Below are 15,551 nucleotides of genomic sequence, written 5' to 3'. Positions count from 1 at the left end.
CAAGATGGCGCAGCGGACGGGGCTCGAACCCGCGACCTCCGCCGTGACAGGGCGGCATTCTAACCAGCTGAACTACCGCTGCATCCAAAGTAAAGAAGTAGAGATTATAAAACCTATTTATGATTTTATAAAATGGTGGTCACTATAAGACTCGAACTTATGACATCCACCTTGTAAGGGTGGCGCTCTACCAACTGAGCTAAGCGACCTTTATAATGGTGTCCCGTGTTGGATTCGAACCAACGGCCCCCTCCTTAAAAGGGAGATGCTCTACCGGCTGAGCTAACGAGACATTTTCTGAAATAAAAATGTGATTATGCCAAAATTAGCTCTATTTGTCAAGCTTTTTTAAATCATTTTTGGCATTTTCTCTCCAAATAACGAGAAAATATATTTATAGGTAAAGTCAAAACAAGATATGTAATAGCCAAAATTACATAAGCTTCAAGAGTAGCAAAAGTATAAGAATTTATCTCTTGTGCACTTTGGGTTAATTCATTTACAGCAATAACGCTTAATAATGAACTATCTTTAATTAAATTTGCAAATTGTCCACTCAGAGGTGCTAAAATATTTTTTAAAGCTTGGGGAAAAATTACATACGCAAAAACCTGCATCTCTTTTAACCCTAAAGCCCTAGCGCTCTCAAGCTGAGATATAGAAATACTTAAAATTCCAGCTCTAAATATTTCAGCTAAGTAAGCAGCAGAAAAACATGATAAAATAATAACTCCAGCCACATATCGATTATCAAGTCCTAAATTATTTGCAACGATATAATATATCAATAATACCTGCACTAGTAAAGGGGTTCCTCTGATAAGCTCTATGTAAAATATAGATAAAAATCTTAAAAAAACAATTGAACTTAAAGAAAAAGCACAAAAAACTCCACCCAAAATTATACTCAGTAATAAAGAAAAAAAACTGATTATTAAAGTATTTAAAAAACCTTGAAGAAATTTTTCTTTATAGGTCGCAATTGCACTAAAATCAAAATGATAAGCACTTATACTAAAACTACAATAACAAAACAATATTAAAAATAAAATCAAAAGAATTAAATTAGTGATTATTTTTGACTTTGATAGAGGTTTTAAAGGTTTAAAATTCTTATTTTTTTGGATAAACAAAGACAATAAAAATCTCCAAAATTACAATTTATTCATTTCTTAAAGTATCTAAAATATTAATTTGAGTTGCTTTTTTTGCAGGATAAAAAGATGATAAAGCTATGATTATTAAAGCACCCGCAATGGTTAAAGAAAAATCCATTAAAGACAAATCAAGTGGTAATTTACTAGTTCCATAAACATCAGCAGGTAAAGTTACAATATCAAAATTTCCTAAAAGCCATAAAGCAAAAAATGCAAGCACCACACCCACTATCATACCGCCACCACCAATAAGCATGCCTAAGGCAAAAAAACTCTTTTTTACCTCATTTTTGCTTGCACCTAGAGCAAGTAAAAGTGCTATTTCACTGCGACGATTCATTACTATCATCAATAAAGAACTTACTATATTTAAACTTGCAACCAAAATAATAAGCATCAACACTATAAAAAGCGCTCTTTTTTCAAGTTCTAAGGCTGAAAAGAAATTTTTATTTTGTTCCCACCAACCTACCACAGCATAATCATCTTTTAAATAAGATTTAATTTTTTCAACATCTTTAAAAGCATTATCACTATATACATGAACTCCATCATAATTTGGATTTTTAGGCATTCCAAGTACTTTCTTCAATGCATCAACATCTGTGTACATATAAGCTTTATCATAAAATGCAAGCCCTGAAGTAAAACGCGCTTTAACATCAAAACGTTTAGTTTGCGGTACTAAAGAAAATCCACTAGGATTAAGATTTGAAAAAATAAGTGCAAGTTTGTCATTTTTATGCAAACCAAATTCATCAATAAGTGCTGATCCTACAAGTATATCAAAACCACTTAAATTCTCATCCTTTAAAGCTTTAGCAACCACTTCGTTTATTTTTTTTTCATCATTAAAATTAACGCCAAAAAGCACACCACCTTCAAAACGATTATCTCCCTTTACAACAACTTGAGTGCTTATATAAGGGCTAAATAACAAATTTGGAAATGTTTTTCTTAACTCATCTATAAATTCATCATTTACAGGAGCGTAAAATTTAGGCAAAATAGTAATAGGATAATTCATCACAAAAAAGCGTTTTTCAAATTCTTTATCAAAACCATTCATAATTGCCATAGCTACAAGCAAAACACAAAGTCCTACACAAACTCCTAAAAAGGCCAAAAGCATAGAAAGATTGATAAAGGGTTGTTCTTTATCAAATCTTAAATATTTAAAAAGTAAATATTTTAAAACGCTTTTATTCAAGCTAAAATTCCTTGCTTAGGACCACTTTTTCCATGGCATTCTTTAAATTTTTTTCCACTTCCGCAAGGACAAGGAGCATTGCGTGGAACTTTTTTAAACTCAACTTCGCCAAGATTATCTTCGCTTGCGCCCATTTCTACTGAGCTTTGAAGTAGCTTTTCATTTTCTTCATTGGCTTTATTTTCTAAATTTTGTACCTCTTCTTGATTAAATTGCACACTAAAAAGTAGTTTAATACTATCAAATTTAATACGATTAACTAGCTCCAAGAAAAGATTATAACTTTCTTTCTTATATTCCACAAGAGGATCTTTTTGATTGTATCCGCGAAGTCCTATTCCTGTTTTTAAAATATCCATTTGATACAAATGCTCTCTCCAAGCATTATCCAAAACTTGCAAATATAAAATACGCTCTATATTACGCAATTCTTTAATCTCAAGTCTTGACATCTTTTCGTTATAAGAATTTTCAAGAATTTGACTTAGCTTATCTTGCATTTCAATGACGCTTAAATTTTCAAAATCTTTTTCACTAATCTGAGTTGAACACTCATATAAAATTTTTGCTTTCAAATTTTCAAAATTTACATTAGAACCGCTTTCATCAAGCATATAATCATTCATTACATTTGCGCTATATTCAGCGATATTTTGAGAAATTTTAGCTCTAATATCATAGTTTTCATCTAAAAGCTCATTACGATAACGATAAATAGTTTTTCTTTGTTCATTTGCTACATCATCGTATTCCAACAAATGCTTTCTGCTTTCAAAATGTAAGCTTTCTACTTTTTTTTGCGCATTTTCAACCGCTCTTGTAACGATTCTTGACTCTATGCTTTCGCCCTCTTCTATACCTAAGCGATCCATAATGCTTTTAATACGATCCCCGCCAAAAATTCTTAAAAGATTATCTTCTAAACTTAGATAAAAACGACTTATTCCAGGATCGCCCTGCCTTCCTGCACGACCACGAAGTTGATTATCAATACGGCGGCTTTCATGTCTTTCTGTACCTATGATATAAAGCCCACCCAAAGCCCTAATCTCATCATCGATTTTTATATCCACACCACGACCTGCCATATTTGTAGCGATAGTTACGGCACCTTTTTTACCTGCATCTTGGATAATCAAAGCTTCTTGCTCGTGATTTTTAGCATTTAAAACATGATGAGGGATTTTCTCTTTTACAAGCATATTGTGAAAAACTTCACTGCGCTCTATACTTGCGGTTCCTACGAGCACAGGCTGACCTTTAGCATTGGCTTTTTTAATCTCTTCAATTACGGCTTTAAATTTTTCATTTTGAGTTTTATAGATAAGATCATCTTTATCTTGTCTTTTAATAGGAATATTTGTCGGTATAGAAATAACATCTAAACTATAAATTTGAGAAAATTCAGTCGCTTCTGTTTGTGCAGTTCCTGTCATACCTGCAAGTTTATTGTACATTCTAAAATAATTTTGAAAAGTAATATCTGCTAGTGTTTGGCTTTCTTCTTGAATTTTTACATTTTCTTTGGCTTCTAAAGCTTGATGCAATCCTTCGCTAAAACGACGTCCTTCACTTAAACGCCCTGTAAATTCATCAACGATGATAACTTCATTATTTCTTAAAACATAATGCACATCTTTTTCAAAAAGATTATGTGCCTTTAAAGCTTGATCAAGCTGATGTGCTAAGATAGCATTATCAAGACTGTATAAATTTTCTACACCAAAAAGTTTTTCAGCCTTAGCAATACCTGCTTCGGTAATCAAAACACTACGATTTTTCTCATCTACCACAAAATCACCCTCAGGTTTTGCAGGAGGTAAAACTGCTTCGCCTTTTTGCATTTGCTTAGCTACTTCATTGGCTTTAATATAACCATCTAAAGTGCGATTTGTAGGGCCGCTGATGATAAGCGGAGTTCTTGCCTCATCAATTAAAATACTATCTACTTCATCTACAATAACAAAATTATGCTCTCTTTGAACTTTTTCAACTTTTGAAAATTTCATATTATCACGCAAATAATCAAAACCAAACTCATTATTGGTTCCATAAGTAATATCACAATCATAAGCTTTTTTATGCTCTAAATCACTATTTTGAGAAGAAAGAATCACGCCTACGCTAAAACCTAAAAAATTATAAATCGCACTCATTTGCTCAGCATCTCTTTTAGCTAGATAATCATTCACTGTAACGACATGTACGCCTTTGCCACTCATGGCATTTAAAACTACAGGCAAGGTCGCTACAAGGGTTTTACCTTCTCCTGTTTTCATTTCTGCGATTTTTCCATCGTGCAAAACCATACCACCGATTAACTGCACATCAAAATGACGCATATTTAAAGTTCTCTTACCTGTCTCTCTGACTATAGCAAAAACATCATTTAAGATATCATTTTCGTTTTTTTCTCCACTTAAAATTTGCTCTTTAAATTTTGCAAATTCGGCTTTTAATTCATCATCGCTTAAATTTTGATATTTGCCTTCTAAAGCATTGATTTGTGCTACACGCTTGAAGTATTTTTTAACTTCACGATCATTTTTTGTTCCAAAAACGGCTTTTAAGGTATTTAAAAACATTTTTAAACCTTTATAAATTTTTCAAACTATCATTATAACGATTATTTAATTAAAATTAGCTAGAATGATATAAAAAATATAATTTTTTTAAGGAAAATAAATGAAAAAAACATTCTTGATATTTTTTATTTTTATAGGACAACTTTTTGCCCTTGATCTTAATTTTAATACCTTTTCAAGCGATTTTATCCAAATAGTAAAATCCAAAAACTCTACACTTTCTTATTCTGGACATTTTATACTGAGTAAAGATCAAGCATATTGGAGTTATGATACTCCTAGTAAAAAAGAGATTTATATTAACAAAAATCAAGTAACCATAATAGAGCACGATCTAGAGCAAGTCATTTTCTCTCATCTTGATAACATTCCAAATCTTAATGAAATTTTCAAAAAAGCAAGTCTTATAGATAAAGATAAACTTGTAGCAAAATATGATAATATAAATTATACAATTAAACTCAATCAAGAGCAAATTCAAAGCATATCCTATAAAGATGAATTTGAAAATGATGTTATAATCAATCTAAACAATCAAATTAAAAATCCAAAAATTAATTCCGATGTTTTTAAGGCAAAAATTCCGCAAAATTATGATATAGTTCGCTAATTTTGCGTTGTATTTTCATCAAGCTTTATATCATAACCTGTTTGTGGTAAATGATAAGGCTTGCTTGCGTTATTTTCTTTGAATATTTGTGGAGGATTGGCGATTAAATCTCTTTTAATTTTTTCTTCTATATCTGGAGTCATTTTAGGTGTATTTAAATTATCTATATTGATTTCTCCATTGTCATTTTTATTTTCTTCATCTGAATCTTTGAAAAGCTGTTCAACTTGTTTGACTTCTAAATTTGGAACACTAGGAGTTGAGATCTTTTCAACACTAGGAACTTGAGTTTTAGGAGCTTCTAAGTTTTCAAGTGCTTTTTTTACCTCGCTGCCCATACCCTTCTCTTTAGCCTCAGTGCTTTCTAAAAAGCGTTTAAACTCCTCTAAATCAAATTTTTCCACTCCGCTTAAAGATATGATATATATATCATCTAATTTAATCTTATATTTCTTATCTAAAAATTTTTCTAAAGTCTTTTTAAAATTATTTTTTCCAATTTCTGTAAAAATATCTTCGTAAAAAAATCCTGAAATTACTGTATTTACAGCATCAATTAACTTATTTTCATTTTCTTTTAAATTATTCCCATCAAATTCCAAAGAAATTTCAACTTTTTTAAGAACATTTGTCCCACTTTTAGAATACAAATCTGTTCTTATGTTATCTATTTCAAGATTTTGAGCATTTAAACTCAAAACCAAAAAAACACTTAAAAATATTTTTTTCATTTAATGCCTTTAAATGATTTGTTCTTGTATTTCAAGATCTAAAAAATTATGTTTTTTATAAAATTCGATCACATTAGAATCTATTTTTAAAATATTAGCAAAATAAAATCCAAAATTTATCTTTTTTGTAGAATAAATTTTTAAAGTATTTGGGTTTGTAGCGCGAGAAAGAGCGACATAAAGCTGTCCATTTTCAAAAATATGATCAATATCACACACTAATTTTTCAATGCTCATACCTTGTGATTTGTGTATAGTAATAGCATAAGCTAATTTAATAGGAAACTGTGTAACACTTGCGAGAATATTAACAACAAAATCTTTACCTGATTGCTCAAGTTCTTCCATGAAAAAAGTATAAGGTTCAAGTAAAATTTTCATCCCATTATTTTTAATAATGCTAATATAAATTTTCTCCTCTTCATAAAGAATATCTTCTATAATGCCTTGCTCTCCATTATAATAATTCTTATCCCAATTATTTACACAAAAAATAATACGAGCGCCTATTTTAATATTTAATTCTTCCAATATATTTAAGCTTCTAATCCAAGAATCAAGCTCTTCATCTTTTATTCTCTTATCTTCTTTTTTAACCTGAGCTTTAAAGCATACAAGCGGGGTCTCAAGTTTGCTTAATTTTTCTTGATTAATATTGTTTACTTTTTTATTGATACCACAAAGTAAAGTATAATCATCTTCTAAATTTTCTAATTCTTTATAATCAATTCGCAAAGATTCAAAAAAGCTTAAAATTTTTTCATCTAAAAAACCTTGTCTAATCAAAGATAAATGGTTATAAAATTCCATATTTTGCGTTCTTTTAGGTTGAGAAAGTTTAACATTCTTAAAATTTAAATCTTGCCAAAAAAATGAAGAAAAAGCATAATAAGAATGGTTAAATAAAGTTTCCTTTTTTTCTTTAACTACGGGAGGCAATTGAAAAAAATCTCCTACAACTAAAATTTTTCCATTAAATTGAGAATTTTTAAGTCTAAAACCTATCATTTCAAAAACACTTGCACTAACCATGGAAATTTCATCGATAATAATAAGCTCAATCGTTTTTAAAAGTTCTTTAAGTTTTGTTAATTTTTCTTTTTGTTTTTGATTGCGATCCAATGCACTTAATTTCATCATATCATCACAATACCCTAAACAAAAAAAGCTGTGTAAAGTAACACCGCCTATATTAAACGCCGATAGAGCACTAGAACCAAGAGCTATGGCTAATTTTTTTTGTTTTCTATAAGATTTGATAAGCTCATTTGTCAAAAAGCTTTTACCAACTCCAGCACCACCACTTAAAAAAACATTATCATAAGCTAAAATTTTTTCTAGTTTATCAAGCATTATATTTCCTTGGCTTTAATTATAACTATTTTTTCTAAAAGGTTGATTATGAAATCTTGTTTATATTTTACTTTTATAGTGCTATTTTTAACAGCTTGTTCAACAAAAAATTTAACTTCACTTCATCATGAAAATTTAGAACAAAAAAATGAAAATCAACATTATGCAAAACTTGAATACGAACAAAATGTAAGCATTTTGCCACAATTTGCTTACGATATTAATTTTGATGCAAAACGATATAAAAAATATTTCTTTAACCCTTGGCATGATTCGTTTAAAAATTACAAAGGACAAAATATTTTTTGGTCCTTTCCTTTATATTTAAATTCAAAAAATACTTATTATTTTTTCAATAAACAAATTATTCCACTTTCATGGTTTAAAAACGCTATAAATAATGCAAATATCCAAGAATTCGGTAAACTTAATCAAAAAGCTTTAATTATCCAAAATACAATCATTAAAAATCTTCCAACCCAAAGAGCTATCTTAAAAAATCCTTTTTTTGAAAATGAAGGAATTCCTTTTGACTATGCAAGCGATGGCATTTTAAATGCTGGAACCCCTGTCTTAATTTCACATTTTAGTAAAGATAAGCGTTATGCTTTTGTTTTAGGTGAAGCTGGATTTGGATTTGTTGAAAGTAAAAATTTGGAATTTTTCTCAAACGATAGAGCGAAAATCTATGAAAATCTCAACTTTATCACACCACTAAAAGAAAAATTTCCTATCTATAGCGAGGATGGTAAATTTTTCTTTGAAAGTAGAATTGGCGCTATTTATCCTTGCTACAAAGAAGATAAAAACTATTTTTATGGAAAAATAGGTTCTAAAAAATATAAAATTTCTAAAAAAGATGTATCTAAATTTCCTTTACAATTCAATGATAAAAATTTAAAAAATCAACTTTCACAAGTTTTAAATTTGCCTTATGGCTGGGGCGGTTATAATTTTGAAAGAGATTGTTCTTTACTAACTCGTGATATCTTTTCAGCTTTTGGACTTTATCTACCAAGAAATTCAGCTGCACAAAAAAATTCTTTTAATCATTTTGATATAAGCACTCTTAGCAATTCTCAAAAAAAAGATTTTTTAAACCGCTTTGGGAAGGCTTATCTTAGCTTACTTTATTTACCTGGACATATTATGCTTTATGCAGGACAAATTACAGATAATAATATTGCTATACATAATATATGGGGCTTAAGAAAAGATACAACCCAAAGACTTCTCATAAGTTCTAGTGTCATCACTTCTTTAGAAATAGGAAAAAATGAAATTTTAGAAGATAATTTGCTTTTATCAAGACTTAAAGAAATAAGTTTTATAAATTTAAACAAACAAGAAAAAGAGCAAATAAAAAGCTATCTTGAAAATATACAAAACAAATAAGATTTATCGATTTAATCAACAAATCTTTTAGTTAAATCTGCAAAATATTCTATGCGTCTATCTCGCAAAAAAGGCCACCAACGACGCACATTTTCACTTCTTTTTTTATCTATTTCTATGATTTTTACACATTCGTTTTGAGAATCTAAAAGACAAAGCTCTTCACCTTGAGGGCCAAAAACAAAAGAATTTCCCCAAAATCTAATACCCTCTTCTACCCCGCTTACATCTTTTTCAAAACCTACTCTATTGATAGCTACTACATATAAACCATTAGCTATAGCATGTCCTTTTTGTACGCCAAGCCAAGCATTGAGCTGTCTTTGTTTTTCTTCATCTTTATCCTTATCAAACCAACCAATTGCCGTAGGATAAATAAGAATCTCAGCTCCTTTTAAAGCCATAATTCTTGCTGCTTCAGGATACCACTGATCCCAACAAATAAGCACTCCAAGCTTACCTAAACTTGTATTTATAGGTTCAAAACCCAAATCTCCAGGAGTAAAATAAAATTTTTCATAAAAACAAGGATCATCAGGTATGTGCATTTTGCGATATTTGCCTGCTATAGAACCATCTTTTTCAAAAACCACTGCAGTATTATGATAAAGTCCAGCACTTCGTTTTTCAAACAATGAAGTAATAAGCACTATTTGATTTTTTTTAGCTATATTTGCCCAAAATTTCACATCTTTTTCATAATCATTAGCATAGTCAAAAAAATCCACATTTTCACTTTGACAAAAATACTCACTTTGATGAAGTTCTCCTAAACAAATAAGCTCAGCTCCTTGTTTAGAGGCTTCTTCTATAAATTCGCAAGTTTTTTTTATAGTTTGTTCTTTGTTTGAGTGAAATTTTTGTTGTATTAAAGCGATTTTCATTGTCTTTGCCTTTCTTGTTCTGCATCATCATAAGGATCTAAATGAATTTGTATATCCCATTTTTCATTTTCAAACATCTTACGCACACCTTCTTCTATTTCATCTGAAATTCTATGCGCATTTAAAAGCGAAATTATAGGGCAAAAAACCAAATGCACGCTTAAATAATTACAACTTGGAGTTTTACGCGTCTTTAATTCATGATAGGAAATTATTTCAGGATTATTAGAAATCAAAGTACAAATTTTATCCACTTGTTTCTTAGGTAAAGCCTCATCCATTAAAAAAGCTAAAGCTTTTTTAATGATTTTAAAAGCAGAAAATGCCGTATAAAGACTGATCACTATCCCAAAAATAGCATCAATAATATGTAAATTTGTAAAATAAATCAAAACCAAAGCTCCTAAAGTACAAGCATTGGTTAAGCAATCTGTTTTGTAATGCAAAGCATCACTTTCTATAATCAAACTTTTGGTTTTTTTAGCTACATAATTTAAAAAAAGTACAAGAAAAAAAGTCATAATTAAAGCAAAAATCATCACATAGATGCTTGAATTTAAATCTTTAATTTCTTCTTTATAATAAATCTTTAAAATACTCTCATAAAAAATAAAAATCCCCACGCCAACTATAAAAACACCTTCTAACAAACCCATTAAAGCTTCAATTTTAGAAAAACCAAAATTATAATTTTCATTCGCCTTTTGTGAGCTTTTTTTAAGAGCTAAAAAATTAAAAGCAGAAATAGCAAAATCCATTAAAGAATCAATCGCACTTGAAAGCACTGCAACAGAACCACTTGTTAAGCCTACTATAAATTTAACCAAGGCTAAAACAATAGCACATAAACTTGCTACAAGAGTTGCTTTTTTTTGCAAACTCATCTTAAACCTTTGAAACGATTTTGACAAGAACAATGCAAAGAACCGTTTTGTCGTAAAAACACTCTTGCATCTACTCCTATAATTTTATAATTGGGTAAAGCTTTAGAAAGTCTTTTAGCTATGATTTCATCATTTTTATCCTTGTAAAAAGGCACAATTAAAGCATTATTTACAAAAACAAAATTCGCATAAGTCGCCCCCAATCTTCTTCCTTTATAGTATAAAGGCTTAGGTATAGGAAGTTCTACTAAATCAAAGCCTGTTTTTTTAAGCTCTTCTTTCATTTTTTGCAAAGGCAAATAATGCTCATCCTCTTCATCTTCACAAACACAATGTGCTATGGTATTTTTATCTATAAATCTTGCTAAGGTATCGATATGATGATCTGTATCATCACCTTTTATGAAACCATTTTCTAACCAAATAATTTGCTTTAAACCAAAAATTTCTTTTAATTTTGTATCAATTTGAGTTTTGTTTAGATGAGAATTTCTATTTTCATTTAAAAGACAATGAGAGCTTGTAAGCATCACACCCTCTCCATTAAAGTCAATGCTTCCTCCTTCTAGAACAAAATCCACCTTTTTAAGCCCCTCTTTAAATTTTTCTTTAAAAAGCTTAGAATTTACAGCATTATCAAGCTCACTTTGAAATTTATTTCCCCAAGCATTAAAAGTAAAATCAAGAGCCTTTAAACGACCATTTTCTACTATATCTATAGCTCCAAAATCGCGTATCCAAGTATCATTGGTATCACATTTAAAAAACTCTACATTTTTTATATCTTTAAAATTTTCAAAATCACTCTGTTTAGGAGCTATAAGTAAAACTTTTTGAAATTCACTTACCACTTTTACAAATTCTTTATAACTTTGCAAAATTTTCTCTAAATATGGACTCCAATCGCTTTTTTCATGAGGTAAAGAAAGCATGAGGTATTCTTGCTCGCTCCATTCAGGAATTGATTTTATCATTTAACTACCTTTTTTGATAATAAAATTATAATTGTATCATTTTTTGGAATTTTGTCAAATTTAAGAAGATTGCCTCGATATTTCGAGGCTTTAGTGTATTATTTAAAAAAGATTTTCATTTCATCATTACTTAAAACAAGTTTTCCATTTTCATTTGAAATTTTAAAAGTTCCTTTGAAATTTGAAAGGAAAGAATTTTCAAAATCCATTACATCCATTGGGTGACAAAGCATTTGAGTTGAAGCTACGCGATCACCTTCGATTTGCAAAGTATCTGCCTTAGTTTGGTAAGAACCAAAAAAACGATTACATCCTGAATAACCATAAAATTTATTATTTTCAAAACTAATATTTGGACTTTCCTCTGCGTTTTTTGGATCAAAAGTTTTACCATTAACTATAATTTTTTCTATTTTGAAAAGCTGGTTCTGCACAAGTTCATTATTACCTTTAGAAGCAGATGAAGTAACAAAAGTACTAGCACAACCCGCAAAAAAAGTTGCAGCTAAAGCAATTTGAAGCGTTTTTTTCATTTTATTCCTTTAAATTTGAAATTGGTTAAGTTCGCTTTCGAGATTATGACACACTATTTTTAACTCATCTGCAACTTGAAGCAGAATTTTAGAAATTTCTTCATTCTTTTCACTTACTTCGACATTTTTTTGCATACGAGAAAGTAAATTTTGTATATTCTCTTGGGAAATTTTTATTTTTTCAGTACATTGAGTTACCAAAGCCCTAGCATCTTCGTTGCATAATTTAACCTCATTAGCATCATCAACCAATAAAGTGGTGTCATCATTTAAAGCTTGTATACTTTGAGCATTTTTCTTTAATTCTGCGCTAACCTCATTAATACTTTGCAAAAGCTCTTTTGTAATTTGAGCTACATTTCCCAAAAATTCTTCACTGTTCTGAGCCAACTGCCTAACATCCTCAGCAATTACAGAAAAACCTCGTCCAAATGCACCAGCCCTAGCTGCTTCTATGCCAGCATTTAGGGATAGTAAATTGGTTTTATCTGCAATCTCATCCATCATTTGAGTTGCTTTTTGTATATTACCTGCTTGATTAACCATGTTTTCAACTTTTTTAGCCAATTCATTTTCATTTTGAGATACTGTTGATACTTTATTAGCAACATTAAACAAAGATTTAAGCATTTGCTCTAATAATAAAAAGGATTTTTCATTGGCACTATTTGCCTTATTTGACAAACTAGCAAGTTCTCCAAGTTCATTGCCAACATTTGCACCAAGTTTAAAACTTTGATCTATTTGTTTATGACTTTGTGAACTGATATCACTTAAAGAAATAGCATTTGAATTTAAAAGATTGCTTTGTTTTTCTACATTTTTTGAATTATGACTTGCACCGCTAACTGCCTTGTGAGTTTTTTCGATAAATTGATTGATATATCCACAAGCTAAAGCAATTTCATCTTGACCTTTAACTGAAATACGAGCTTTTAAATTGCCACTTCCTTGAGCTAATTCTTTAGCATGATTTAAAAGCTCTAAAACAGGCTTTCCAACAACAACTTTAAGCATTAAAAGAACCACACAAAGGGTAAAAATCAAAGCAATAGTAAATATTATAATATAAGATTGACTGGTTTTACTTATATCTTTTTGAACACCTTCTAAAGAATGCGATATATCCATAACCCCTATCACGCTCCCTACATTAGCATTTGCATGACAAGCAACACAACTTTCATCTGCAATCAAAGGGCGTATCAATCTTAAATGCACAACACCATTTACATTTTCTTCTAAAGCTTGAATTTTAGGATTTGAAAATTGTTCTATAATACGCTTATCATTTGAAATTTGAGGGGCTTTCATCTCAAAAAGATCTATAGTATCTTTTGAAGGATAAATTTTAATATCACTAATACCCTCTATACTTTTTGCATCTTCAATGGCTTCTTTAATTTTTTCAGGATCTCCTAAATTCATAGCCATTCTCATTGTTTGAAAAACAGAAGTACTTACGGTATCTAAATTTGCCCTGCTCATTTTATTGGCAGTATTTTTAAAGTCCAAATTTAAAATCACTTGCATTACAATAAAACTTATAAGCAACACCACAAAAATTGCAGCAGAAACCTTAAATCCTATAGTTTTAAACATCATAGTTTCCTAAAAATAAAATTTTTCGGAAATATTTTACACATAATTTATTTAATTTTTATTGAATTATGTGTAAAAAACATAACATTCCATTAAACTTAATGTAAAAAATGTCTTACGCCTGTGAAATAAAGCGCCATACCATACTCATCAGCCGCCTTTACCACTTCATCATCTCTTATGCTTCCGCCTGGTTCTACTATAGCTTTAACCCCTACTTTACTTGCTTCATCTATGCTATCTCTAAAAGGAAAAAAGGCTTCACTTGCTAAAACGCAACCTTGCAAATCAAGTCCCATTTCTTTAGCTTTAGCGATTGCTGCCTTTGCTGCATCGATTCTACTTGTCATACCCATACCTATAGCCACCATAGCGCCATTTTTTACATAAACAACATTGTTTGATTTGGTAAATGCTGCTATTTTCATAGCGATTTCAAGATCTTTTAATTCTTCCTTACTTGCCTCTCTTTGACTCATAAGCTTTGCATTTTTAAGCTCATCTTCGCCTACTTCATCGCTGTTTTGATATACAAAACCCCCATCAATATGTTTAAAATCATATTTATCAAAACTGCGGATTAAAAACGGACTTTCTTGAGTGAAAATTTTAATGCGTTTTTTACCTTCAAACACAGTTAAAGCTTTTTCATCTACATTGGCTGCAATGATTACTTCTACATAAATTTCATTGATTTTATTTGCTAAAGCCTCATCAAGAGTTCCATTGATTGCAACCACTCCTCCATAAGCACTGACGCTATCGCATTTTAAAGCATATATATAGCTTTGTACTAAATTTTCTTTTATAGCAAAACCGCAAGGATTTCCATGTTTTACTATAGCAATAGCTGGAGCTTTATCGAAACTACTAGCCAAATTTAAAGCTGCGTTAATATCGGTTAGATTGTTAAAACTTGCTTCGCCTTTAAGGGCTTTGAAATTTGCGCTAAAAAAGACATCAAACTCGTATAAAGCCCCTTTTTGATGTGGATTTTCTCCATATTTTGTATCAAATACTTTTTGTCCTACTATAAATTTGCTCGCTCCAAAACCTCCGTTAAAGCGTTCATTCATATAATTTGCAATATAAGCATCGTAATTTGCTGTATGCTCATAAGCTTTTATCATCAAATTTAAACGAAAATTCTCATCATTTTGACCTTTTTTTAAAGTCTCAATCACTTTTTCATAATCAAGTGGATCGCAAAGCACTATCACATCTTTATAGTTCTTTGCTGCACTTCTTATCATCGCAGGTCCGCCTATGTCGATATTTTCTATAATTTCATCAAAATCATCGCTCATAATGGTAGTTTTTTTAAAAGGATATAAATTTACACAAACTAGATCAATGCCTAAAATTTCATTTTCTTTTGCTTGTTTGATATGATTTTCATCGCTTCTTTTATGCAAAATCCCACCGTGAATCTTAGGATGCAAAGTCTTCACACGCCCTTCAAAAAGCTCAGGACTTTTTGTAAAATCACTCACTTCTATAACTTTTATTCCATTTTCTTTTAAAAGCTTAAAAGTCCCGCCTGTTGAAAGAATCTCAAAGCCTAAATTTCCAAGCTCTTTGCCAAATTCTACTATGCCTTCTTTATCACTCACACTAAGTAATGCTCTCATTT

Annotated in this window: 13 protein-coding genes and 3 tRNA genes; 2 read left to right on the top strand and 14 right to left on the bottom strand. The window is 30.1% G+C overall.

The window, feature by feature from the left end; genetic code table 11:
• Positions 1-5: 5 nt before the first annotated feature.
• The 6 genes from AJN70_RS02750 to secA form a co-directional block, all read right to left on the bottom strand.
• Positions 6-82: transfer RNA gene (locus AJN70_RS02750), tRNA-Asp, on the bottom strand.
• A 51-nt stretch (positions 83-133) separates the two neighbouring features.
• Positions 134-209: transfer RNA gene (locus AJN70_RS02745), tRNA-Val, on the bottom strand.
• Positions 210-216: 7 nt separating this feature from the next.
• A tRNA-Lys gene (locus tag AJN70_RS02740) sits at positions 217-292 on the bottom strand.
• A 61-nt stretch (positions 293-353) separates the two neighbouring features.
• Positions 354-1,139, bottom strand: coding sequence for an amino acid ABC transporter permease (locus AJN70_RS02735; protein ID WP_002861691.1), 786 nt, complete (start codon positions 1,137-1,139; stop codon positions 354-356).
• Positions 1,140-1,161: 22 nt separating this feature from the next.
• Positions 1,162-2,367, bottom strand: a complete 1,206-nt coding sequence (locus AJN70_RS02730; RefSeq protein ID WP_044779482.1) for an ABC transporter permease — start codon at positions 2,365-2,367, stop codon at positions 1,162-1,164.
• Positions 2,364-4,952, bottom strand: coding sequence for a preprotein translocase subunit SecA (secA, locus tag AJN70_RS02725; protein WP_044794403.1), 2,589 nt, complete (start codon positions 4,950-4,952; stop codon positions 2,364-2,366). Before secA ends, AJN70_RS02730 begins: the two co-directional genes overlap by 4 nt.
• Before the next feature lie 100 nt (positions 4,953-5,052).
• Between secA and lolA the strand changes: the two genes are divergently transcribed.
• Positions 5,053-5,562, top strand: a complete 510-nt coding sequence (lolA, locus tag AJN70_RS02720; RefSeq protein WP_002871477.1) for a LolA-like outer membrane lipoprotein chaperone — start codon at positions 5,053-5,055, stop codon at positions 5,560-5,562.
• On the opposite strand, the gene AJN70_RS02715 is transcribed toward lolA, so the two are convergent.
• Both AJN70_RS02715 and pif1 read right to left on the bottom strand, forming a co-directional pair.
• On the bottom strand, positions 5,559-6,293 hold the full coding sequence (locus AJN70_RS02715; protein WP_070233129.1) for a hypothetical protein: 735 nt from the start codon (positions 6,291-6,293) through the stop codon (positions 5,559-5,561). The two genes, lolA and AJN70_RS02715, sit on opposite strands and share 4 nt — an antisense overlap.
• A gap of 9 nt (positions 6,294-6,302) precedes the next feature.
• On the bottom strand, positions 6,303-7,646 hold the full coding sequence (pif1, locus tag AJN70_RS02710; protein ID WP_070233127.1) for an ATP-dependent DNA helicase Pif1: 1,344 nt from the start codon (positions 7,644-7,646) through the stop codon (positions 6,303-6,305).
• A 48-nt stretch (positions 7,647-7,694) separates the two neighbouring features.
• On the opposite strand from pif1, the gene AJN70_RS02705 reads away from it, so the two are divergent.
• A complete protein-coding gene (locus AJN70_RS02705; RefSeq protein WP_070295473.1) occupies positions 7,695-9,041 on the top strand; it encodes an SH3 domain-containing C40 family peptidase in 1,347 nt (448 codons plus the stop codon).
• An 11-nt stretch (positions 9,042-9,052) separates the two neighbouring features.
• Here AJN70_RS02705 and AJN70_RS02700 read toward each other — a convergent pair whose 3' ends face one another.
• The 6 genes from AJN70_RS02700 to purH all read right to left on the bottom strand — a co-directional run bounded on the left by AJN70_RS02700 (position 9,053) and on the right by purH (position 15,549).
• Positions 9,053-9,925 carry an N-carbamoylputrescine amidohydrolase gene (locus AJN70_RS02700; RefSeq protein WP_070295471.1) on the bottom strand — a complete coding sequence of 291 codons (873 nt, stop codon included), beginning with the start codon at positions 9,923-9,925 and terminating at the stop codon, positions 9,053-9,055.
• Positions 9,922-10,809, bottom strand: coding sequence for a cation diffusion facilitator family transporter (locus AJN70_RS02695; protein ID WP_070295469.1), 888 nt, complete (start codon positions 10,807-10,809; stop codon positions 9,922-9,924). Before AJN70_RS02695 ends, AJN70_RS02700 begins: the two co-directional genes overlap by 4 nt.
• Positions 10,806-11,783: an agmatine deiminase family protein gene (locus AJN70_RS02690; protein ID WP_070278036.1), complete on the bottom strand. Its 978-nt coding sequence runs from the start codon at positions 11,781-11,783 to the stop codon at positions 10,806-10,808. The genes AJN70_RS02695 and AJN70_RS02690 overlap by 4 nt, the downstream gene beginning before the upstream one ends.
• A gap of 98 nt (positions 11,784-11,881) precedes the next feature.
• Positions 11,882-12,316, bottom strand: a complete 435-nt coding sequence (locus AJN70_RS02685; protein WP_070295467.1) for an META domain-containing protein — start codon at positions 12,314-12,316, stop codon at positions 11,882-11,884.
• A gap of 9 nt (positions 12,317-12,325) precedes the next feature.
• Complete coding sequence (locus AJN70_RS02680; protein ID WP_002861702.1) at positions 12,326-13,918, bottom strand: methyl-accepting chemotaxis protein; 1,593 nt, start codon at positions 13,916-13,918, stop codon at positions 12,326-12,328.
• A gap of 98 nt (positions 13,919-14,016) precedes the next feature.
• Entirely contained in the window at positions 14,017-15,549 is a 1,533-nt protein-coding gene (gene purH / locus AJN70_RS02675; protein ID WP_002861703.1) for a bifunctional phosphoribosylaminoimidazolecarboxamide formyltransferase/IMP cyclohydrolase, read from the bottom strand.
• Between the last annotated feature and the right edge of the window lie 2 nt (positions 15,550-15,551).

It is taken from the genome of Campylobacter sp. BCW_4341, from assembly GCF_001764255.1.
GTDB classification, from domain to species: Bacteria; Campylobacterota; Campylobacteria; order Campylobacterales; family Campylobacteraceae; genus Campylobacter_D; species Campylobacter_D jejuni.
The sequence above is the reverse complement of the archived record's forward strand: the minus strand, read 5'-3'. Positions and strand labels throughout refer to the sequence as shown.

Excerpts from the sequence above, each read along its gene's own strand:
- AJN70_RS02695 (WP_070295469.1), bottom strand. The coding sequence starts at position 10,809 with ATGAGTTTGCAAAAAAAAGCAACTCTTGTAGCAAGTTTATGTGCTATT.
- secA (WP_044794403.1), bottom strand. The coding sequence starts at position 4,952 with ATGTTTTTAAATACCTTAAAAGCCGTTTTTGGAACAAAAAATGATCGT.
- purH (WP_002861703.1), bottom strand. The coding sequence starts at position 15,549 with ATGAGAGCATTACTTAGTGTGAGTGATAAAGAAGGCATAGTAGAATTT.
- lolA (WP_002871477.1), top strand. The coding sequence starts at position 5,053 with ATGAAAAAAACATTCTTGATATTTTTTATTTTTATAGGACAACTTTTT.
- AJN70_RS02690 (WP_070278036.1), bottom strand. The coding sequence starts at position 11,783 with ATGATAAAATCAATTCCTGAATGGAGCGAGCAAGAATACCTCATGCTT.
- AJN70_RS02685 (WP_070295467.1), bottom strand. The coding sequence starts at position 12,316 with ATGAAAAAAACGCTTCAAATTGCTTTAGCTGCAACTTTTTTTGCGGGT.
- AJN70_RS02680 (WP_002861702.1), bottom strand. The coding sequence starts at position 13,918 with ATGTTTAAAACTATAGGATTTAAGGTTTCTGCTGCAATTTTTGTGGTG.
- pif1 (WP_070233127.1), bottom strand. The coding sequence starts at position 7,646 with ATGCTTGATAAACTAGAAAAAATTTTAGCTTATGATAATGTTTTTTTA.
- AJN70_RS02700 (WP_070295471.1), bottom strand. The coding sequence starts at position 9,925 with ATGAAAATCGCTTTAATACAACAAAAATTTCACTCAAACAAAGAACAA.
- AJN70_RS02705 (WP_070295473.1), top strand. The coding sequence starts at position 7,695 with ATGAAATCTTGTTTATATTTTACTTTTATAGTGCTATTTTTAACAGCT.
- AJN70_RS02715 (WP_070233129.1), bottom strand. The coding sequence starts at position 6,293 with ATGAAAAAAATATTTTTAAGTGTTTTTTTGGTTTTGAGTTTAAATGCT.